This is a genomic window from Sphingopyxis sp. EU05-FHT14B03 (assembly GCF_058790875.1).
In genome coordinates, this window is record NZ_JBYTDC010000002.1 from 26,043 (window position 1) to 46,378 (window position 20,336).

The 20,336-nt window shown below is 64.0% G+C and carries 16 protein-coding genes and 1 tRNA gene; 13 read left to right on the top strand and 4 right to left on the bottom strand.

Going from position 1 to position 20,336, the window contains the following annotated elements; translation table 11 throughout:
* Window positions 1-74 precede the first annotated feature (74 nt).
* The 5 genes from AC3WS4_RS09275 to AC3WS4_RS09295 all read left to right on the top strand — a co-directional run bounded on the left by AC3WS4_RS09275 (window position 75) and on the right by AC3WS4_RS09295 (window position 6,269).
* Window positions 75-1,028: a helix-turn-helix transcriptional regulator gene (locus tag AC3WS4_RS09275; RefSeq protein WP_492739157.1), complete on the top strand. Its 954-nt coding sequence runs from the start codon at window positions 75-77 to the stop codon at window positions 1,026-1,028.
* A 95-nt stretch (window positions 1,029-1,123) separates the two neighbouring features.
* Window positions 1,124-1,393, top strand: a complete 270-nt coding sequence (locus AC3WS4_RS09280) for a DUF4258 domain-containing protein (RefSeq protein WP_492739156.1) — start codon at window positions 1,124-1,126, stop codon at window positions 1,391-1,393.
* Window positions 1,394-1,465: 72 nt separating this feature from the next.
* Window positions 1,466-1,867 carry a DUF4268 domain-containing protein gene (locus tag AC3WS4_RS09285; RefSeq protein ID WP_492739155.1) on the top strand — a complete coding sequence of 134 codons (402 nt, stop codon included), beginning with the start codon at window positions 1,466-1,468 and terminating at the stop codon, window positions 1,865-1,867.
* Window positions 1,867-4,974, top strand: a complete 3,108-nt coding sequence (locus AC3WS4_RS09290; RefSeq protein ID WP_492739154.1) for a DUF8426 domain-containing protein — start codon at window positions 1,867-1,869, stop codon at window positions 4,972-4,974. Before AC3WS4_RS09285 ends, AC3WS4_RS09290 begins: the two co-directional genes overlap by 1 nt.
* The gene (locus tag AC3WS4_RS09295; RefSeq protein WP_492739153.1) at window positions 4,971-6,269 is read left to right on the top strand and encodes an McrC family protein; all 1,299 of its coding nucleotides are present in this window, start codon (window positions 4,971-4,973) and stop codon (window positions 6,267-6,269) included. Before AC3WS4_RS09290 ends, AC3WS4_RS09295 begins: the two co-directional genes overlap by 4 nt.
* 71 nt (window positions 6,270-6,340) lie before the next feature.
* Here AC3WS4_RS09295 and AC3WS4_RS09300 read toward each other — a convergent pair.
* From AC3WS4_RS09300 to AC3WS4_RS09315, 4 genes are all read right to left on the bottom strand, one after another.
* Window positions 6,341-6,416: transfer RNA gene (locus AC3WS4_RS09300), tRNA-Thr, on the bottom strand.
* 201 nt (window positions 6,417-6,617) lie between these two features.
* A complete protein-coding gene (locus tag AC3WS4_RS09305; RefSeq protein ID WP_492739152.1) occupies window positions 6,618-7,382 on the bottom strand; it encodes a FecR family protein in 765 nt (254 codons plus the stop codon).
* Between the two features lie 107 nt (window positions 7,383-7,489).
* Entirely contained in the window at window positions 7,490-8,110 is a 621-nt protein-coding gene (locus tag AC3WS4_RS09310; RefSeq protein ID WP_187140262.1) for a GNAT family N-acetyltransferase, read from the bottom strand.
* Window positions 8,111-8,188: 78 nt separating this feature from the next.
* On the bottom strand, window positions 8,189-8,830 hold the full coding sequence (locus AC3WS4_RS09315; protein WP_187140263.1) for a helix-turn-helix domain-containing protein: 642 nt from the start codon (window positions 8,828-8,830) through the stop codon (window positions 8,189-8,191).
* A 141-nt stretch (window positions 8,831-8,971) separates the two neighbouring features.
* Here AC3WS4_RS09315 and AC3WS4_RS09320 point away from each other — a divergent pair, with 141 nt between their 5' ends.
* From AC3WS4_RS09320 to AC3WS4_RS09355, 8 genes are all read left to right on the top strand, one after another.
* The gene (locus AC3WS4_RS09320) at window positions 8,972-10,951 is read left to right on the top strand and encodes a serine hydrolase domain-containing protein (protein ID WP_492739151.1); all 1,980 of its coding nucleotides are present in this window, start codon (window positions 8,972-8,974) and stop codon (window positions 10,949-10,951) included.
* Window positions 10,951-11,955: a dipeptide epimerase gene (locus AC3WS4_RS09325; RefSeq protein WP_492739150.1), complete on the top strand. Its 1,005-nt coding sequence runs from the start codon at window positions 10,951-10,953 to the stop codon at window positions 11,953-11,955. The genes AC3WS4_RS09320 and AC3WS4_RS09325 overlap by 1 nt, the downstream gene beginning before the upstream one ends.
* Before the next feature lie 86 nt (window positions 11,956-12,041).
* Window positions 12,042-13,184 (top strand): dipeptidase, encoded by a 1,143-nt coding sequence (locus AC3WS4_RS09330; protein ID WP_492739149.1) that lies wholly within the window; start codon window positions 12,042-12,044, stop codon window positions 13,182-13,184.
* 34 nt (window positions 13,185-13,218) lie between these two features.
* Window positions 13,219-15,375: a TonB-dependent receptor gene (locus AC3WS4_RS09335; RefSeq protein WP_492739148.1), complete on the top strand. Its 2,157-nt coding sequence runs from the start codon at window positions 13,219-13,221 to the stop codon at window positions 15,373-15,375.
* 19 nt (window positions 15,376-15,394) lie between these two features.
* Complete coding sequence (locus AC3WS4_RS09340) at window positions 15,395-16,435, top strand: N-acetyltransferase DgcN family protein (protein WP_492739147.1); 1,041 nt, start codon at window positions 15,395-15,397, stop codon at window positions 16,433-16,435.
* Entirely contained in the window at window positions 16,432-17,571 is a 1,140-nt protein-coding gene (locus AC3WS4_RS09345; RefSeq protein ID WP_492739146.1) for a YkvI family membrane protein, read from the top strand. Before AC3WS4_RS09340 ends, AC3WS4_RS09345 begins: the two co-directional genes overlap by 4 nt.
* Complete coding sequence (locus AC3WS4_RS09350; protein WP_492739145.1) at window positions 17,568-19,145, top strand: serine hydrolase; 1,578 nt, start codon at window positions 17,568-17,570, stop codon at window positions 19,143-19,145. Before AC3WS4_RS09345 ends, AC3WS4_RS09350 begins: the two co-directional genes overlap by 4 nt.
* Entirely contained in the window at window positions 19,142-20,320 is a 1,179-nt protein-coding gene (locus AC3WS4_RS09355) for a dipeptidase (protein ID WP_492739144.1), read from the top strand. Before AC3WS4_RS09350 ends, AC3WS4_RS09355 begins: the two co-directional genes overlap by 4 nt.
* Window positions 20,321-20,336: the final 16 nt, after the last annotated feature.

The window sequence follows — 20,336 nt, forward strand, 5'->3', positions numbered from 1 at the left end:
AGATCGGGACGACAAAAGCTGTCATGGAGAATCGGATGTCGTTTGCAAAGGCCCAGGACCTTCTCAAGCTGGCGATGATGGCGACGCGCCGTAGCGGGGTGTCACTCGAAGAGATTGTCGAGGAGTTCGGCTGTGTCCACCGATCGGCCCAGCGCATGACGGTGGCGCTTGAGGCGGCTTTTCCTCAGGCCGAGCCCGAAGATGGCGATGATCGCAAACGGCGATGGCGCATCCCCGCGCGCGCGATCGCACCCTTGTTGTTGCCGTCGGCCGAGGAACTCGCCGCGATGACGACGGCGATTCGCCAGCTCGACGCGGCCGGCATGGCCGCTGAGGCTGCAACGGTCCGCCAGATGGAACGGAAGGTGAGGGCGCTGATTCCCGCTCATGCGGGCACACGATTGGCTGTCGATGAGGAAGCCCTGCTCGAAGCACTGGGGCATGCCGCGCGGCCGGGGCCGCGACCGGCCGGAACAAGCGAGGTCGACAGCGCGATATCGGAGAGCCTGAAGGGGCCTTTTCTGCTCCGCATCTCATATCGGCGCCGGACGCAGGACAAGCCGACCGAGCGTGTGGTAGCGCCGCACGGCCTCTTGCTGGGTGTGCGCCGCTATCTTGTGGCTCGCGACACGGCCAAGCCGGCAACGGCACCGCTGCGCCATTACCGGGTTGAAGAGATATACTCGGCCGAGGTGCTCGACTCGAGCTTCGAGATCGATCCGGGCTTCAATATCCGCGAACATGCCGAAAAGGGCTTTGGCTCGTTCGAGAATGCTGCCGAACATGGCGACGTCATTTGGCGCTTCTCGCCAGACGCGGCACCCCATGCCCGGCGGTTCGTGTTCCACCCTTCGCAGAGTATCGAGGAAGAGCCCGATGGCTCCTTGCTTGTGCGCTTTAAGGCCTCGGGCCATCTCGAAATGTGCTGGCATCTCTATTCATGGGGGAAGTCGGTCGAGGTCCTGCAGCCCGCTCGGCTTCGCGAGATGGTGCATGGACACCAGCGCGAGTTTGAAGCCCTGCCCTAAGGGCTAGGGCCAATTTAAACTCAGCCTCAGCGGGTGACAGTTTTTGTCGTCCCAATCTCCTATTTTGGATGCTCGGCAACCATTGGGAGGACGACATGGGACTGACAAAGCATGCGAGGCAGCGCATCCAGCAGCGTGGAATTTCGACCGAAGCGGTGGATGCGATCCTCGCTTATGGCACGCGTCGGCGGCATCGCGGCGCGGACATTTATTATCTCGACAAGAAATCGCGGCGGCGGCTGGCTGGCGCGTTCGGGCGCGAACGCTACTCGAAGCTTGAGCGCTCGCTCGACAGCTATGTCGTCGTCAGTGATGATGGGGCGATTGTTACGGCGGCACACCGACTGCACCGCCTGAAGTTCTGACGCTCGATGTTTGATCGGCTTGACGCACGCCAGCTTAGCTGGGATTCGGAGATTGCTGGGGGAGGCATGTTCGTGAGCGGGGAATTGCAGGATTATCTGGCTGATTTCGCAAGAGCGGCCGAGGCAAGTGGGCTGCCCGCCAAGGCACCTGGAGCCAATTGGGTTTCTTTCACGCCGATCATCCGGGGGTCGCACGTAAGCCTCAGCGTCGCTCGCCATCAAATCCAGGTCAATCTCAACAATGAGAATGACTTCGATCGGAAGCAGTTCGACAAGCTCTACGCCTCTCGACATGAGATTGAGGCCGAAGCAGGCGAGGGCTTGATTTGGGAGAAGAAAGACGGGCGCAAGAAGACGGCGATCCGGGTCACGTTCGAGAGCGGATATGAAGATGGTGATTGGGCGGGCCAACATGCGTGGGCTCTCGATATGGTGAGCAGATTTCATCGCATCTTTGGGCGCCGCCTAGCCTGATGCGGAGCGACGATTTCAAGGCGTGGTTGGTAGCTCAGGGGCAGGCTTCGGCCAGCATCTCGACACGCCTATCCGACGCACGCCGCGTCGAATCGCTTTACGGTGACCTCGACCAAGCCTTTGACGACGATAGGTTCGAAGCGATCCTCGCTGACCTTGCCTATTCGAAGGCGGACGAAGCGAATGGTCGCCCTAATTCAAGCAGGATCGAAATCGACGGAAACGTCTACAACAGTCTGGCTTCATACCGAGCGGCCGTCACGGCCTATCTGAAGTTCTGCGATGGCGACGCCTTAGGCGATTCCACACAGGCCGACCGGATCAGGCGCTTTGCTTTCGATACGATGATCAAACCGGCGAGAGACGCGGGTGAAGCCGAGGTCGAAATTGTTTCCGGTGACATTCATAAGGCGATGGGCTTGCAAAACGCCATGCCGGCCGTGTGCTCGGCAATCGGCAGCTCCAAGTTCAACGATTTCGCAGACGTGAGACTCATCGATCGGCAGGGGCCGGCAAATAGCTCAACCGTGCGTTTCCGATTTGCGCTCAACTCTTCGTCAGCGCGGAGCTGGGCTGAAGCCGAACTCCAACGTCGCTTCGGCGACCCAACGCTCGATACCGAAAAGATGGCGGGGTTCGATCTCTTAGATGGCCGGCAAATCGCCCTGCAGCGCGACACCAAGACCGTTCAAATCTGGGTGGAGGATGGTGGCTCGCCATCGCCCGTCCCCGCGGCGCAAGTGCGGCACTATCTGGCGGAGCAGCCGCGGCACTCGAACCTTCCGGCCCGTCTGTCGCACGCGGCTCGCGGCGGCCAATCGCCCCGCCGGGTATCGCTTGTTCAAACGCCCGATTTGAAAATCCTGGGGGATGTGCTCGACTGGTATGAGGCTCAATCGGTCCGCGGCGTCGACCGCGCCGCGCTGGCCCGTTACAGGCGCCTCTTCGAGGCGCGCTACTCCGATTTTGTCGACTTTGAGCAGAGCGGAGGCGGATATGCGGAAGAAGAGCGCCACTATAAAGATCAGCTGATCAGCCTTGCCCGCGCGGCAACTGTCGAGGCGGAATCGGTCGAGAAGTTGGGTGGGCGGCTGCTCGATATTCTAGTGGGTCGCGGCGGAGCGGCGAGCAATCTCCTTGGCTACCGGACGAATATTCGCATCGCAGAAATCCGTTCGGCGTACCCGGACAAGCTGGAGTTCGCGATCGGGCAACTCGCACGCGCGGAGGACATTTCGGCGGCGATCTCGGACTGCGTAGAACAGATCTGGCCCATTCTTTCCGAGGGGCAGACGAGCAAACCCTATAGCGAAAGCCGGAATATTCCGACGATGGTCGCGGCGCTGCTTCGGCCGACGGAAGCTTATGGAATTAATACCGAACCGCTTCAGAACAGCGCGAAGGCGTTAGTCGGCCACAAATTGTTCGGGTGGAATGCGATCACGGCCGACGAATATGGCGAGGCCCTCTCGATGGCCCGTTTGATCGAAGACATCATGCGCGACGAGTGGAACTGGAAGCCCCGGGATCTCTGGGATGTCCAAGGATTCATCTGGGCCGTCAATCGCGCCGATCAGCCGACACTTTCACACGAAGAGGGCGGTGCGTCCGCCTCTCACGAGGACAATGCCATGCCGACCAACCTCATCCTTTATGGCCCGCCGGGGACTGGCAAGACGTTCGCGACCGCTCGCGAGGCCGTTCGGCTTTGCGATGGCGAGGCGCCAGAGTCCGAGATCGACGTCCGCGCTCGTTACGCCGAACTGGCAGGCGCGGGGCAAATCCGTTTCGTCACCTTCCACCAATCCTATTCCTACGAAGATTTTGTCGAGGGCCTGCGGCCTACGACAGGAGGCGACGGGCAGGAGACTGCGACCGGTGGTTTCAGTCTGGAGCCGACCCCGGGCATCTTTCGCGAAATAGCAACTGTCGCGGAGCAGGCAATGCGCAGTTCCGAGGGCAGCGACCCCTTCGACATGTCGGGGCGCCGCGTCTTCAAGATGTCGCTCGGACGGGCTGGTAGCGAGGACTATATTTTCGATGCCGCCATCGAAGGCAACTACATCGTCCTCGGATGGGGAGGCGACATCGATTGGTCCCCTTATGCGGGCTACGAAGCGATCCACGCGAAATGGAATGAGTTGCACCCTGGGACCAACGGGAATGACGCTAATATCGTCCAAACCACGCGCTTCCGCGCTGATATGCGCGAGGGCGATCTTGTGGTGGTTTCCTACGGGAACAACCGGTTCCGCGCTATCGCCGAGGTCATGGGGCCTTACGAATATAATCCCACAGGAGAGCAGGATTATAACCACCGCCGTGCTGTCCGCTGGCTGTTCGTCGCGGACGAACCGTTGCCGATCAGCTTTTATAGCCGGCCCTTCATGCAATGGTCCTGCTACCTTCTGAATGAGGAGCATCTCAACAAGGAGGCGCTGGCTCTGTTTCTTCCGGGCAGCGGCCGCAGTGCGCTTGAGCCAGCGCAGTTTGTGCTGATCTGCGACGAGATCAACCGCGCCAATATCTCCAAGGTCTTCGGCGAGCTCATCACGCTGATCGAACCCGACAAGCGTCTTGGCGCGCCCTATGAATTGCGGGTCACGCTCCCTTATTCCAAGCATAGCTTCGGCGTGCCATCGAACCTCCACATAGTCGGGACGATGAACACCGCCGACCGGTCAATTGCGCTTCTCGATACCGCGCTTCGTCGGCGCTTCATATTCCGCGAAATCATGCCGGAGCCGGAAATTCTAAGCGATGTCGAAGGCCTCGATCTGGCACTTCTGTTGCGGCGGCTGAATGATCGGATTGAGTATCTGTTCGATCGCGAGCACCAGATCGGGCACGCCTTCCTGATCGGGTGCCGGACGCGCTCGGAGGTGGACGATGTTTTCCGTTTCCGTATCATCCCGCTCCTCGCCGAATATTTCCATGAAGACTGGGCCAAGATAGCTGCGGTTCTAGGTGATCCGGCCGGCGAGCGCTTCCTGGTTCGCGAACTATTGACGGCGCCGCCGGGCATCGAAGCAGAATATGGTGGCGAACGACATCGCTGGCGCGTCCGAGAAAGATTTGAGGCTGACGCCTACGCTGGGCTGCAATGATCCACCGAACGGTCAGCGAGTGGAACTACCTGACGATCGACCCGCCGGGTGACGGCGCCTTCACGCGCGACCTTGCCGACCGATTGATTGCGGTTGCGGGAGCGACCGATGTAGGCGGCACAGATGGCGGACGAATTTTTACCGATCATCACCGTCGGCTTCGCGCGCAGCAGGTGGTCGGAGTGATTGCCGCCCAGGGATGTTCTGTCGAAATCCTGCCGAAGATCGAGGGGCTCGGAACCGCGGAGGACGAAGCCGGCCGAACCAATATCAGAGAACGCCTGATTCATATGCTCGCGGCGGCATATGAACTCGATCTATCGGTGGGCGAGGCTGTTCAGCTAGGATCGCAAAAGCACACGATTCTCGAAGTTCTGATCGGGCTGTTTTGCCGTCGCCTCAATGATGCTCTCCGGGAAGGCATGCCGCGCCGCTATGTGGGGCAAGAGGATGATCTCGCCGTGCTTCGAGGTCGTCTTGATGTGCAGCGTCAGTTTACGACGCTCGCCTTCTCACCCCAGAAGATGGCATGCCGGTTCGAGGAATTGACGCCCGACATCCCGCTTAATCAGGTCTTCAAAGCGGCAATAGGGCGCCTTGCACAAGTATCGCGAGCACCCGAGAATCAGCGGCGTCTTCGAGAACTCGACTTGATCTATTCCGACATCTCGCTGGTGCCGATCGGAGCGCTTCGTTGGGACGCCATCACGCTCGATCGAACCAATCACAGGTGGCGGGGGTTGCGCGACCTTGCGCGACTGCTGTTGCAAGGCGATTACCAGACGACGTCCCATGGTCGCGCTCCGGGATTCTCCCTTCTCTTCCCGATGAACGATCTTTTCGAGATTTACGTCGCGCGAATGCTCGAAAAGGCTTTGAAGGGGACAGGCCTATCGGTGCGTGCGCAGGACCGACGGCATTATTGCCTTGTCGATCAAGCGGGATCACGCCGCTTTCAGGTTCGACCCGACATCGTCGTTTATCGAGCCTCCGAGCCGGTCATGGTCATCGACACGAAGTGGAAGCGCATTTCGGACCGGATCGAAGACCCCAAGCAAGGTGTGGGACAGGCCGACGTTTACCAGATGATGGCCTATTCCCGGCTGTACGGCTGCCCTCGGGTCATGCTCCTCTACCCGCATCACGCGGGGTTGAACTCGCACGGCGAGACGGGGCGATACAACATTGCTGGCTGCGATCACGAGCTCGTAACGGCGACGGTCGATCTCTCCGGTCCATCCCTTGTTCAACAGCTGCTCGGCCTGTGCGCCGAAGTTTCACCAGAGTTCGCCTGAGAAAAGTTGGGTGCGTGCCGGCAGCACTCGACGCGATTGCATCCAGCTAAGTGATTGAATTATGGGGTCGATGGTGCCGCTTACAGGACTCGAACCTGTGACCCCATCATTACGAATGATGTGCTCTACCAACTGAGCTAAAGCGGCAACGATGGGCGCCTCTATCAGCGTGCCGGGGCGAAGACAAGCGTCGTGGCGCAGAATCTGATTGTACCGCATCGGCACTTTGCCGGCCTTGCATGACCGGCAATACTCGAGCGGTCGTGGCCGCCGACTACAGCTGTAACCCGAGCGATCGATTGACGAAAGGGCGGCTCGACAGGTGGCGCGGAAAGTGGCGGGGGCGGTTTATCTCCCCGGTTTTTTGGGTGCGGGTCCGATGATGATCGCGTCGGCGCGTATCTCGACCCCGAGATCGAGTTTCGCGGCGAGTTCACGCGCCAGCGCGGCGGGGTCGGCAAGATCGAAACGGCCACTGACCTCGATCGTTTCGATCGCGGGTTCGGTGAGGCGGATTTTCACGGCGTTCACGGTATTGGCGCGGGCGACGATGTCGCCGAGCGGCATCCTGTCGGCGTCGATCGCGACCGGGCCGGCCGCGGACCGCATCGAAGGCAGGATCCGGACGTCGGAGGTGACGACCTCGGCGGTTTCACCCGGCCGCAGACGGACGCTTCGGTCGGAATTGCGCGAGGCGACCTCGATCACCCCTTCGATCAGCGACACGCGCGGGCGGCTGCGGCGAAGGTCGACCTCGAAGATCGTGCCGAGCGCGGTGGTTCTCGAACCGGCACCAAGGACGATGAAGGGGCGTGTGGCGTCGTGCGCGACGTCGAAGCGGGCATGACCGCCGAAGAGAATAACGCGGCGTTGCTGGTCGTCGAACTTGTTTTCCAGAATTGCGCCGTCGGTCAGCGTGACGCCGCTGCCGTCGGGAAGCTTGAACGTGCCGCCGGTGAGGACCGCAGGCGCCGTGACGACGGTATCGATCGTGAGCGGTGCTGCGGCCTGCGGCTCCTGCCGGTCGCTGACGATATACCACCCCATGGCGAGCAAGCCGCCGACCGCGATCGTCGCCGCGATCGCCGGCCGTGTGCGGCTGGAGGCCGGCAAACCGCCTCGCGTCCGCGTGTCCCGTCCCGTCAATGCCGATCCCCCGAATCCCGTTGTCGTGTGATAACCGAGCCGCCGACCTCCTCGAAGCCGTCAGCCGCGCCGGGTCAAGCGCCGGTTTGCCCGCGGCTTCGCCATTGTTCGCGCGCGAGTTCCCAATAGCGTGACACGCGTATCGATCCGTCGGGTCGGACGCTCCGTCTTTCGCCCTGCGACAGGAATCCTGCGGCCTCGATGACGCGTGCCGACCGCAGATTGTCCATGGCCGCGGTGAGGCCGATCAACCGCACGCCAAGATGGTCGAACATCCAGCCGAAACTGCGCGCTGCGCCTGTTTTTCCGCGGCCCTGGCCTTGTCCATCGGCGCGCTGCGCCCCGGCGAGTTCGGCTGCCGAGCGCTCGGGCCAGACGGTGAAATAGGAATATCCGGCGACGTCCCCATCCTCGTCCACCGAGACCGCCAATATCGCTTCGCCGCGCGCCTGCCTGTCGCGCGCATCGGAGATCCACGCCGATAGGACATCGTGGGTGAATGGTCTTGGCAGGTCGTAGATCGGATCGGAGACGGCGGGATCGGACAGCAGCGCGATCAGGCCCTCGATATGGCGCGCGTCCGCCAGATGATATCTGGCGCCGAGCAGGGAAAGGTCGGCGGCGCGAACCGCGGCGCGGATTGCCATCTCCTCCTCCGCCGCGACCGCGAGCTTCGTTTTGGGGGGCGCACTCATCGGTTTGTCGCTCTTCCCTTCGCTTTGCGTACGCGGCGGCCGCGTGCCGCGCCTATGGACGTGAGACGTCCAGGGCGTTCAAAGGCCGCCTTCGCCTTCGCCGTGCAGGCTCATCAGCGAATCCATGAGCCCGTCGTCAGCGCTCGAGCAGACGCCGAGGACGAGTGCCTCCTCGCATCCCTCGGCGACGACATAGGCGTGGCCCATCGACGAATCGAGATAGATGCCCTGGCCGACTTCGAGCACCACCGGGTCGTAATATTCGGTGTGCACCGCCATCCGGCCCTCGAGGACATAGATGAATTCCTCGCCCTGATGGTGGACCAGTTCGCCGAATTCGGTCGCGCTGTGCGCGCGGATACGCGTCAGGATCGGGATCATGCGTTTCTGGCGCAGGTCGGTGCAAAGGTAGTGATAGTCGTAATTGTCGGTGGTGACGCGCACCGCATTGTCGATCGTGCCGACGCTGCGGCGGCCGGTCGGGCGCGGCGACGCGTCCTCCGAATCCTCGGCGAACAGGTCGGACATCCGCATGTTCAGCCGCTGGCTGAGCTGCTGGAGCTTGTCATAGCTGAGCGTCAGCCGGTCGTGCTCGACCTTCGACAGCGTCGATACGGGGATGCCCGACTGGGCGCTCATCTCCTTGAGCGTCCAGCGATTTCGCGACCTTATGCCGCGCATCACCTCGCCCAGCGTGGGGGGCTTTGTCCGGTTCGCCATCAGCGCTGCCACAAGCCGTTTGACAATTTTCTAATCAGGATCATTATGTCCCTATTGGGCTAACAGTTGTTGGTCCCTTGGTAAGGGGTCGCGCGGCTCGCTGCAAGGTTAAGTGAGGGCGCCAGCAAAAGGGAGGTCGCGATGCGTTTTGTTCGCAAGCTGATGATCGGACTGGCCGCGCTCGCGGCGGTGCCGTTGATGGCGCAGGGGCCGGCGGTCGCGCCGCCCGCCAAGAAGGTCGCGGTGCCCGCGACATCTGCCGCCAAAACCGCCGCCGCGCCGGTGACGCTCGACCGCGCCGACCTTGAGGCCTGGCTCGACGGCTATCTCCCCTATGCGATCGAACGCGCGCGCATTCCCGGAGCGGTCGTCGTCGTGGTCAAGGACGGCCAGGTCGTGCTGGAAAAGGGTTATGGCTTCGCCGACGTCGCCAAGCGCGCGCCGGTGCTGCCCGAAACCACCTTGTTCCGTCCCGGTTCGGTGTCGAAGCTGTTCACCTGGACCGCGGTGATGCAGCAGGTCGAGGCGGGCAAGGTCGATCTCGACAAGGACGTCAACGCCTATCTCGATTTCAAGATTCCGCCTTATCAGGGCAAGCCGATCACGCTGCGCAACATCATGACGCACACTGCGGGTTTTCAGGAATCGGTGCGTTACCTGATCAGCAGCGATCCCAAGGCGGTCATGACGCTGAAGAAGCAGATGCCGCTGGCGCTGCCCGACCGCGTCTTTGCGCCGGGCACGACGCCGGCTTACTCCAATTACGCGACCGCGCTCGCGGGCTATATCGTCGAGCGGGCGAGCGGCGAGGATTTCGACTCCTATGTCGAAAAGCATATCTTCGCGCCGCTCGGCATGACGCACGCGTCGTTCCGCCAGCCGCTTCCCAAGGCGCTCGAGGCGCATATGTCGAAGGGCTATCCCGACGTGACCGGCAAGGCGCAGCCGTTCGAAATGGTGATCCCCGCGCCGGCCGGCAGCTTGTCGGCGTCAGGCGCCGACATGGGGAAGTTCATGATCGCGCACCTCAACGACGGCGCCGGGCTGCTCAAGCCCGAAACCGCGAAGATGATGCACGATTATAAGGCGCCCGGCGTCGGCCCGCTCAACAGCATGGCGCTCGGTTTCTACGAACAATGGGTCAACGGCCACCGCGCGATCGCGCATGGCGGCGACACCGTCTGGTTCCACTCCTATCTGTGGCTTTTCCCCGATGCCGACATCGGCGTCTATATCTCGATGAACAGCCCCGGTAAGGCGGGCGACGCGGGTGCGGTGCGCAGCGCTTTGTTCCACAAATTCGCCGACCGCTACCTGCCCGGCACCGAAAAGCCGGGAACGGTCGACGCAAAGACCGCCGCCGCGCACGCGCAGATGATGGTCGGAAATTACGAAAGCAGCCGCGGCAGCTTCACCAATTTCATGAGCCTGTTCGGGCTGCTCGGACAGGCGACGATCGGGCTGACCGAGGATGGCAAGATCGCCCTGCCGGCGCTCGACGGCCTTGGCGCCGGTGCGCGCGACTGGGTCGAGGTCGAGCCGTTCGTGTGGCGCGACACCGGCACCGGTGAACGGCTCGCCGCCGAGGTCAAGGACGGCCGCGTCACGCGGTGGAGCGTCGATGCCGGCTCGCCGTTCATGGTGTTCGAACCCGCGCCTGCCGGTACCAACGCCGCCTGGCTCAACCCGGCGCTGATCTTCGCGCTGGGCATCGTCCTGCTCGCCGCACTGGCCTGGCCGGTGCGCGCGCTGGTCCGGCGCAGCTTCAAGGCCGACTTCGCGCTCGAGGGGAAGGCGCGCCGCGCCTACCGCCTGTCGCGGCTCTTCGCCTGGCTGGTGCTCGCGGCGCTCGCGGGCTGGATTGGGCTGATCATGGCCTTCTCGGCTGATATCGGCAGCATCGGCGGACCGCTCGACTGGCTGATCCACCTGCTGCGTATCCTGACGCCGCTCGCGACCTTCGGGCTGCTGGTCACCGCGGTGTGGCATCTGGGACAGAGCATCAAAGGCAAGCGTCGCTGGACGATGAAGCTCGGCGCGGTGCTGCTCGTGCTGGCGGCGCTTCCACTGGTGTGGGTCACGCTCGCCTTCCACCTCTATGGCTTCAACATGGTGTATTGATGGCGACGATGGGCAAGCAGAAACTGGCGCTCGACCTTCGGGTCGAGCGCTTTCCCTATCACCAGCCGTTCCGCATTTCGGGGCATGTCTTCACCGAGACCGCGCTGCTTGTCGCCGAAATTTCGGATGGCACACACAGCGGGCGCGGCGAGGGGGCGGGGGTCTATTATCTCGCCGACGACATCGACCATATGCTGGGCGAGGCGCAGCGCGTCCGCGGGGCGATCGAGGCCGGGGTAACCCGTGAGCAATTGCAGGAGCTGCTCCCCGCAGGCGGCGCGCGCAACGCGATCGACTGCGCCTTCTGGGAGCTCGAGGCGAAACAGGCGGGCAGACCGGTGTGGGACCTCGCCGGGCTGGCGGCGCCGCAGCCGCTGCTTTCGACGCTGACGCTCGGTGCCGACGCGCCGGGGACGATGGCGCGCGCCGCGCTGGCGCTCGATCCGGATGCGCCGGTCAAGGTCAAGCTGACCGGCGATCTCGGCGAGGACATCGCGCGCGTTGAAGCGATCCGCGCCGCGCGGCCCGACGCCTGGATCGGGGTCGACGCCAACCAGGGCTATAGCATCGCGCCGCTGCGCGAGTTGCTGCCGGTTCTGGTTGCGAATGGCGTCGCGCAGCTTGAACAGCCGCTTGCGCGCGGGCGTGAAGCCGATCTCGACGGATTGAAGCGGCCGCTGCCTTTCGTCGCCGACGAGAGCGCGGTGACGCTCGCCGATACCGCCTCGCTCGTCGGCCGCTTCGATGTGGTGAACATCAAGCTCGATAAATGCGGCGGGCTGACCGAGGGGCTGGCGATCGCGCGGCAGGCAAAGCTGCTCGGTCTCGACGTGATGGTCGGCAATATGATGGGCAGCAGCCTGTCGATGGCGCCGTCGTTCGTCCTTGGCCAGCTGTGCGACATCGTCGATCTCGACGGCCCGACCTTCCTCGCGACCGATCGCGATCCGGGGGTGCGTTACGCGGGCGGGCGGATCCATTGTCCGGAAGAAATTTGGGGTTAGACGGTGAAGACGTCCTATTTGGGTTGACAATTCTCTGATTAGGACAATAGTCTTGAAATTGTAAATTTCGTGAGTTGGAGGGTGGAATGAAGACGTCATTCCCGCTGACGCGCCGCGCACTCGTCGCCGGCGCGGTGGGCACCGCTTTGTCCGCGCCGATGATCGGCCGGAGCGCCTTCGCCTTTGCCGCCGCGCCGGGGCGCAGCTATTCGCGCCGCGCCGTCGACCTGGTCGCGTCGTCGCTCGTCATCGACATGCTTGCCCCGCTCAAGATCACCATGTCGCCCGACTATGTCGCGCATCGGCTGACCGATGCGGAGGCAGCGGAGTTCCGGGCGAGCGGCATCACTGGTTTCCACAACGCCTATGGCCTCGGCGGCCCCGACGCCCGCGCGCAGGGACTCGAGTTCCTCGCCGGCTGGCAGGGCTTTGCCGGGCGCAACAGCCATGTCTTCACCCTCGTCGACACCGTGGACGACCTCGACCGTGCTAAGGTCGACCGGAAATGCGCCGTCATCATGGGCATCCAGAACGCCGAGCAGTTCGAAAAGATCGAGGACGTCGCGACCTTTCGCCGCCTCGGTCTGCGCTGCGCGCAGCTTACCTATAACAGCCAGAACATGATCGGGTCGGGCAGCACCGAGCGCGTCGATGGCGGGGTCAGCGACTATGGTGCCGCGATCATCGCCGAGATGGAAAAGACGAAGATGCTGATCGATGTCTCGCATTGCGGCGACAAGACGACGCTCGACGCGGTCGACATCGCCAAGGGGCCGATCGCGATCACCCACAGCAACGCCCGCGCGCTGGTCGACCATCCGCGCGTCAAGACCGATGCCGCGATCAAGGCGCTCGCCGCGAAGGGCGGGGTGATGGGCATCACCGGGGTGCGGATGTTCGTGCGGCTGACCGACCCGACCAACGTCGGGCATATGGCCGACCATATCGACCATGTCGCGAAGCTGACCGGCATCGAGCATGTCGGCATCGGCTCGGACGCCGATCTCAACGGCTATGACGATATGGCGCCGGACGAATATGCGCTGCTCAAGCAGGGCTACAAGGCGAGCTACGGCTTTCGCGACAAGATCGACATCGACGGCTTCGACCATCCGCTCAAGGTCTTCGACCTGACCGAGGAACTGATCCGCCGGGGCTATTCCAACGAAAACATCACCGCGGTGCTCGGGGGCAATTTCCGCCGCCTGCTCGCGCAAGTCTGGGGGTAAGACGATGAAACAGGGTCTCTTTATAGCAGGAAGCATGGCCGCACTGATGGCCGCGATGCCGGCAGCGGCGCAGGAAGCCGGAGCGGTTGCCGTCGAGGGCGAAATCGTCGTCACCGCGCAGAAGCGCGTCCAGAATGTCCAGGACGTGCCGATCTCGATCAGCGTCGTCGATGGCGAGGCGCTGCAGGAACAGGGCGCGGCGTCGCTCGTCGATTATGCGGGCTTCGTCCCCGGCATGCAGGTGTCGAACAGCGGCACGCCGGGCCAGACCACGATCACGCTGCGCGGGGTCGCACCGCTCAACTCGGCGCAGACGGTCGGCATCTATCTCGACGAGGCGCCGGTCGGATCGAGCGCGATCTACAACCGCGCGGGGGCGTTCACCATCGACCTCATGCCCTATGACCTCCAGCGTATCGAAGTGCTCAAGGGGCCGCAGGGTACGCTCTATGGCGCCAGCTCGATCGGCGGGCTGGTCAAATATGTCACCGTCCAGCCCGACACCAGCGCGTTCAAGGTGCGCGCCGGGGTCGAGGGTTTCGCGATCAAGGGCGGCGACGGACTCGGCTGGGGCGCGCAGGCGATGGTCAATGTCCCGATCGTCACTGACCGGCTCGCGATGTCGGCGAGCTTCGCCTGGCGCAAGACGCCGGGCTGGGTCGACAGCGTCAACAATGCCGCGCTCAAGGACCAGAATGACTATGAACAGCGCGGCGGCCGCGTCGCGCTATTGTGGCAACCGACTCCCGAATTCAGCGTCAAGCTCGCGGGCATCTGGCAGTCGCTCGATTCGGACGGCAATGGCCTTTACGCTGCCGACCTCGCCGGCAACCGGCTCGGCGACGGGCGTTCGTTCAACAATTATGTCCCCGAATCCTACGACATCGACCTCGACTATTATTCGGCGACGCTCGACTATGATTTCGGCGCCGCGTCGCTGACCTCGGCGACGACCTATAGCAAGACGCAGAGCCGACAGGTCCAGGATGCGAGCTATGCCTTTGGCGTGCTGTTCCCGCTGCTCACCGGTGGCGCGATCGCGCCCGGCATCACGCCCTTCTACCTCGATCTCGGGCTGGAAAAATGGACGCAGGAACTGCGTCTCGCCTCGCCGGGTGGCGGGCGCTTCGAATGGCTGATCGGCGGCTTCTTCACCGATGAAACGACCAGCAATTCCCAGCTCGTCCGGTCGTTCGACATGGCTGGCAACCCGATCGCGCCGCTCGATCCGCTCGCCATCGTCGGCCTGCCCGCGACGTACAAGGAATATGCCGCCTTTGCCAACGCGACCTTCCGCTTCTCCGACCAGTTCGAAATTACCGGTGGCCTGCGCTGGGCACGCAACGAACAGACCTTCCGCCAGATCAGCTCGGGCGCGATCGTGCCACAGGCGAACGATCCGGGTGAATCGGCGGAGAATGTCTTCACTTACTCGATCAGCCCGCAATTCCACATCAACGACGATGCGATGCTCTATGCCCGCGTCGCCACCGGCTATCGCCCGGGCGGCCCGAACGTCATCGTGCCCAATGTGCCGCCGACGGTCGATGCCGACCGGATGAAGAATTACGAGCTCGGGTTGAAGGCCGATTTCGCCGACCGCCTGGTGTCGGTCGATGTCGCGCTCTTCTGGATGGACTGGACCGACATTCAGGTCGTGCGCGCCTTTGGCGGCGTGTCGGGCGGCGCGAATGGCGGCAAGGCGACGAGCAAGGGCATCGAAGGTTCGATGTTGCTGCGCCCCGCCCCGGGCCTGACGATCACCGCGACGGGCAGCTATACCGACGCAACGCTCAGCGAGGATGTTCCCGAAATCAGCGGCGTCGACGGCGACCGCCTGCCGGCGGTGCCGAAGTTCAGCGGTGCGCTGCGCGCCGATTATGAATTCGAGCTCGGCGGCGGCACCAAGGGCAGCTTCGGTGCCGGCGTCCGCCATGCCGGAAACCGCTTTTCGCTGGTGGAGAGCGATCCGCTGACCGCGCTCGCCAAACCCTATACGTCGGTCGATCTCAATGCGTCGCTGACCTTCAGCGACCATTGGACGCTGCGCGCCTATGCGCGTAACCTGCTCGACAACAAGGGGGAGATGGCGCGATCGACGATGGCCGACGGACTCAACCGGCCCAGCTTCCTCGCCATTTCGCCGCTGCAGCCGCGGACGATCGGCGTCGCGCTCGACCTGTCTTTCTGACGCGACCGGAGTGAACCAGATGAACGCCCCCACCGGACGCCTGTCCGACCGATTGACCCTGCCGCAGCCCTATCTGCTGTTCCTCGGCGACACCAGGGAGGCGAGCTTTGCGAAGACCGCCTTCGGGCTCGCCGACTGGGCGGCGGACCGCTGCGTCGGAGAATTTTCGGCCGCCGGTTGCACCGTCACCACCGGCCTGCCGCGGCTCGACCCCGCAGCGGCCAGGGCGGCGGGCGCGCGGTCGCTGGTGATCGGGGTCGCCAACCAAGGCGGGGTGATCGGCGAAAGCTGGGTCGCGATCCTGATCGACGCGATGGAGGCGGGGCTCGACATCATCAGCGGGCTGCACGTCCGGCTGGCGAACGTGCCCGCGCTGGCCGAGGCGGCGCGGCGCACCGGGCAACGGCTGATCGACGTGCGCACCCCGCCGTCGGACATCCCGATCGGCACCGGGCGCAAGCGGACAGGCAAAAGGCTGCTCACCGTCGGCACCGACTGCGCGCTCGGTAAGAAATACACTGCGCTCGCGCTGCACCGCGTCTTTGTCGAGCGCGGGCTCGACGCCGATTTCCGGGCGACCGGCCAGACCGGCATCATGATCGCCGGCGGCGGCATTCCGATGGATGCGGTGGTGTCGGACTTCGAAGCAGGCGCCGCCGAAATCCTCAGCCCTGACGCGCCCGCCGACCATTGGGACCTGATCGAGGGACAGGGGTCGATCTTCAACCCCGCCTATGCCGCGGTGTCGCTCGGCCTGCTCCATGGCAGCCAGCCTGATGTGTTCGTCGTCTGCCACGATCCGTCGCGCACGGTGATCCTCGGCATGGAAAGCTTTGCGCTGCCGACGGTCGAGGAGGTCATCGACCTGACGATCCGCCTCGGCAGCCGGACCAACCCGGCGATCCGCTGCGGCGGGATCAGCCTCAATACCTCGAGCCTGGGGACCGATGCGGCCGAAGCCTTGATGGCGGCCGAAAGCCGGCGGCTCGGGCTGCCGGTCGCCGACCCGATCCGCGGCGGCGCGGCCTTCGCCGCGCTCGTGGACAGCTGCCTCGCATGAGCGCCGCCGAACCAGCCGGGACGTCGAGCTGGTTCCAGCGCTTCCTGCTCCCGGGTTTTGCGTTGAAGGCTGTGATCATCGGCGGCGGTTATGCCACCGGGCGCGAGCTCGCCGAATATTTCGTGCCGGCCGGGCCGTGGGGCGGGCTGGCGGCGATGCTGCTCGCGACATGCGTCTGGAGCGTCGTCGCGGCGGTGACCTTCGCGCTCGCGCGCAAGCTCGGTGCCTATGACTATCGCGCCTTCTTCCAGGGGCTTCTCGGTCCCGGCTGGATCGCGTTCGAGATTGCCTATCTGATCTTCGTCATCCTGATTCTCGCGGTGTTCGGCGCGGCGGCGGGGGCGATCGGCGCCGCGACCTTTGGTTGGCCCGAATGGCTGGGGTCGCTGCTGCTCGGCGTGTCGATCACCGCGGTGGTCGCATGGGGCACGGGTGTCGTCGAGCAGATGTTCAAATATGTCTCGATCCTGCTCTACACCGTCTACGGCCTGTTCCTCGTCATCGCGCTCGCCAGTTTCGGCGGGCTGATCGGGCAGGGGTTTGCCAACGCGCCGCCGCCGTCGGGAAACTGGATGGCGGGCGGGCTCACTTACGCGAGTTACAATATCGTCGGCGCGGTGGTGATCCTGCCGGTGCTGCGCCATTTGACCAGCCAGCGCGACGCGGTGGTCGCGGGGCTGATCGCGGGGCCGCTGTCGATGCTGCCCGCGATCCTCTTCTTCGTCGCGATGATGGCCTTTTATCCCGCGATCGGCGCCGAGACCTTGCCGTCGGATTTCCTGCTGCGGCAGATGACGGTGCCGGGGTTCCATGTGATTTTCCAGGTGATGATCTTCGCCGCGCTGCTCGAAAGCGGCGCGGGCGCGGTGCATGCGATCAACGAGCGTATCTCGGGCGCGGTCGAGAGCCGTGGGCGTGCGCCGCTGACCACTGGCGCGCGCGCGGCGATCGGTGCGGTGATCCTCGCGGGCTGCATCTTCGTCGCGGGGCGCATCGGTCTCGTCGACCTGATCGCGAGCGGCTACCGTTTCCTCGCCTGGCTGTTCCTTGCCGTCTTTGTCGCGCCGTTGCTGACCATCGGCGTCTGGCGCCTGCTGCGTCCTTCCCCTGTTGCCCCCATGGAGACCGTGTCATGAAACACGCCCGCATCATTGCTTTGTCGCTGCTCGCCACCGCTGCGGTGCCCGCCTGGGCCGAACCGCCGCAGAACCTCGCGACCGAGGTCGAGGCGCTACGCAAGGAGATCGGCGCTACCGGCGTGTCGATTGCGATCGTCGAGGATGGCAAGACGACGCTGTCGCGCGGCTGGGGCGAGCGCAAAATCGGTGAGCGCGGGGCGGTCGATGGCCAGACGATCTTCCAGACCGGCTCGACCGGCAAGGCGATGACCGCCGCCGCGCTCGCGATCCTCGTCGACGAAGGCAAGATCGCTTGGGACGACCCGGTCATCAAGCATATGCCGTGGTTCCGCATGTACGACGCCTGGGTCACGCGCGAGATCACGATCCGCGACCTGCTCGTCCACCGCAGCGGGCTGGGGCTGGGGCAGGGCGATTTGATGTTCGTCCCGCGCACGCATCTGACGCGCAAGCAGACCGTCGAGCGCGTCGCCTACCTCAAACCCCAGACGAGTTTCCGCTCGTCCTACGCTTATGACAATATCCTCTATGCCGTCGCCGGCCAGCTGATCGAGGAGGTCAGCGGCCAGACCTGGGAAGCCTTCATGCGCGACCGCGTGCTGCGTCCCGGCGGCATGAAGAATGCGACCAGCGACAGCGAGGATCGCTTCCGCATCGCGAACCGGTCGTGGCCGCACGCGCGGCTGAACGGGGCGCTGCGCGGGTTGGGCGACCAGCAGGCGCTCGACGAACGCGACGAACTCGGCCGCAATGGCGCGCCGGCGGGCGGGCTGGCGCTCAGCGCCGACGATATGGCGGCCTGGCTCAAGATCCAGCTCGCGCACGGTGCGCTGCCGAACGGCCAGCATCTGTTCAGCGAAGCCCAAGCCGCCGAAATGTGGAAGCCGGTGACCCCGATGCCGATCACCGAATTGCCCGCCGCGCTCAAACCCGCGCAGCCGATGCAGCAGGCTTATGCGCTCGGCTGGCAGGTGCAGGATTATCGCGGCCACCGCATCGTCCAGCATAGCGGCGGCGTCTTCGGCTCGATCACCCGCGTCGTGATGATCCCCGACAAGAATGTCGGCTTCGCGATCATGATGAACAGCGAGGAAAGCGGGATGCTGCTCGGGCTGACCTTCAAGCTGATCGATCACTATCTCGACCAGCCCGACTATGGCTGGACGACAAAGTGGCAGGATTGGTACAAGCAGCGGCTCGCGGGCGGCGTCGAATATCTGAAGCAGACGCAGGCCGCGCCCGCCAAGGTCGGGCCGTCGCTCGATCCTGCGCGCTACGCCGGGCGCTACCGCGACCCCTGGTATGGCGACATCGTCGTCGCCAATAGCGACAAGGGGCTGACGATCGATTTCACCTCGACGCCGCGCATGGTTGGGCGGCTCAAGCATTGGCAATATGACAGCTTCGTCACCGACTTTGACGATCCCGCGATCGAGCCCGCTTATGTGACCTTCGCACTCGACGCCGACGGCAAAGTCAGCGGCGTGACGATGAAGGCAGTGAGCAAGATCGCCGATTTCAGCTGGGATTATCACGACCTCGACCTGAAACCGGTGGAGGAAAAGAAGTGAAGCGGTTCGCCATATTGTTGGCCGCGACGGCGCTGGCGGGTTGCACGGCGGCCAAGGAAAAGGGCGCGACCGATGAGCGTCCGCTGCACAGCCGGATGCTGGTTCTCGACACCCATCTCGACACCCCGCTCCATTTCGACCGCGCGGGCTGGAGCTTCGCCGACCGCCACAGCCTTGCGACCGACCTGTCGCAACTCGACATCCCGCGCATGAAGGACGGCAATCTCGATGGCGGCTTTTTCGCGATCTACACCGAACAGGGGGCGCTCGATGCCAAGGGCTACGCCGATGCGCTGGCCTTTGCGCGCAAGCGATCGGACCTGATCGACGCCACGATCGCCAAACACGCGGACGCGATCAGCCCCGCGCTGACCGCCGACGATGCGCGCCGGCTCGACAAGGCGGGCAAGCTGATCGCCTTCAAGTCGATGGAGAACAGCTATCCGCTCGGCGAAGACCTGACATTGCTCGACGAATTCTACAAAAGGGGCGTGCGGCTCGCGGGGCCGGTGCATTCGAAGAATAACCAGTTCGCCGACAGCGCGACCGACAAGCCGCGCTGGAACGGCCTCAGCCCGCTCGGCAAAAAATGGGTCGCGGAGATGAACCGCCTCGGCATCGTCATCGACGCCAGCCATTCGTCGGACGCCACCTTCGACCAGATATTGGCGCTGTCGAAATATCCGATCCTGCTGTCGCATTCGAGCCTGCGCTCGGCGCACGACCATCCGCGCAACCTCGACGAGGGGCGGCTGAAGGCGCTTGCCGCGAAGGGCGGGGCGATGTGCATCTCGACGATCTTCATGTCGGAGATGAACATGACGCCCGCGCGCGCCGAGCTGTTCGGACGATATGAGCATATCGGCGAAATGACTCCCGCCGAGCAGGCCGAGCTGACGCGGCGCTGGCGTGAACTCGACAAGAGCGAACAGATGTGGGCCGCCGACTTCGAGGCCTATGTGAAGATGGTCCTGCGCTCGATCGAAGTCGGCGGGGTCGATCATATCTGCTTCGGTGCCGACTGGGACGGCGGCGGCGGCTTGCCGGGGATCGAGGATATCTCGGCGCTGCCCAAGGTCACCGAGCGCCTGAAGGCCGCAGGCTATTCGGACGCCGACCTCGAAAAAATGTGGGGCGGCAATATCCTGCGCGTGGTGGCGGCGCAGGGGAAATGAGGAGAGGCCGGAAACA

What these genes read in the sequence shown, in the direction of transcription:
- AC3WS4_RS09290 (WP_492739154.1), top strand. Translation starts at nt 1,867, where the DNA reads ATGCGGAGCGACGATTTCAAGGCGTGGTTGGTAGCTCAGGGGCAGGCT.
- AC3WS4_RS09330 (WP_492739149.1), top strand. Translation starts at nt 12,042, where the DNA reads ATGAAGACGTCATTCCCGCTGACGCGCCGCGCACTCGTCGCCGGCGCG.
- AC3WS4_RS09345 (WP_492739146.1), top strand. Translation starts at nt 16,432, where the DNA reads ATGAGCGCCGCCGAACCAGCCGGGACGTCGAGCTGGTTCCAGCGCTTC.
- AC3WS4_RS09335 (WP_492739148.1), top strand. Translation starts at nt 13,219, where the DNA reads ATGGCCGCACTGATGGCCGCGATGCCGGCAGCGGCGCAGGAAGCCGGA.
- AC3WS4_RS09315 (WP_187140263.1), bottom strand. Translation starts at nt 8,830, where the DNA reads ATGGCGAACCGGACAAAGCCCCCCACGCTGGGCGAGGTGATGCGCGGC.
- AC3WS4_RS09275 (WP_492739157.1), top strand. Translation starts at nt 75, where the DNA reads ATGATGGCGACGCGCCGTAGCGGGGTGTCACTCGAAGAGATTGTCGAG.
- AC3WS4_RS09340 (WP_492739147.1), top strand. Translation starts at nt 15,395, where the DNA reads ATGAACGCCCCCACCGGACGCCTGTCCGACCGATTGACCCTGCCGCAG.
- AC3WS4_RS09310 (WP_187140262.1), bottom strand. Translation starts at nt 8,110, where the DNA reads ATGAGTGCGCCCCCCAAAACGAAGCTCGCGGTCGCGGCGGAGGAGGAG.
- AC3WS4_RS09295 (WP_492739153.1), top strand. Translation starts at nt 4,971, where the DNA reads ATGATCCACCGAACGGTCAGCGAGTGGAACTACCTGACGATCGACCCG.
- AC3WS4_RS09280 (WP_492739156.1), top strand. Translation starts at nt 1,124, where the DNA reads ATGGGACTGACAAAGCATGCGAGGCAGCGCATCCAGCAGCGTGGAATT.
- AC3WS4_RS09320 (WP_492739151.1), top strand. Translation starts at nt 8,972, where the DNA reads ATGCGTTTTGTTCGCAAGCTGATGATCGGACTGGCCGCGCTCGCGGCG.
- AC3WS4_RS09350 (WP_492739145.1), top strand. Translation starts at nt 17,568, where the DNA reads ATGAAACACGCCCGCATCATTGCTTTGTCGCTGCTCGCCACCGCTGCG.
- AC3WS4_RS09325 (WP_492739150.1), top strand. Translation starts at nt 10,951, where the DNA reads ATGGCGACGATGGGCAAGCAGAAACTGGCGCTCGACCTTCGGGTCGAG.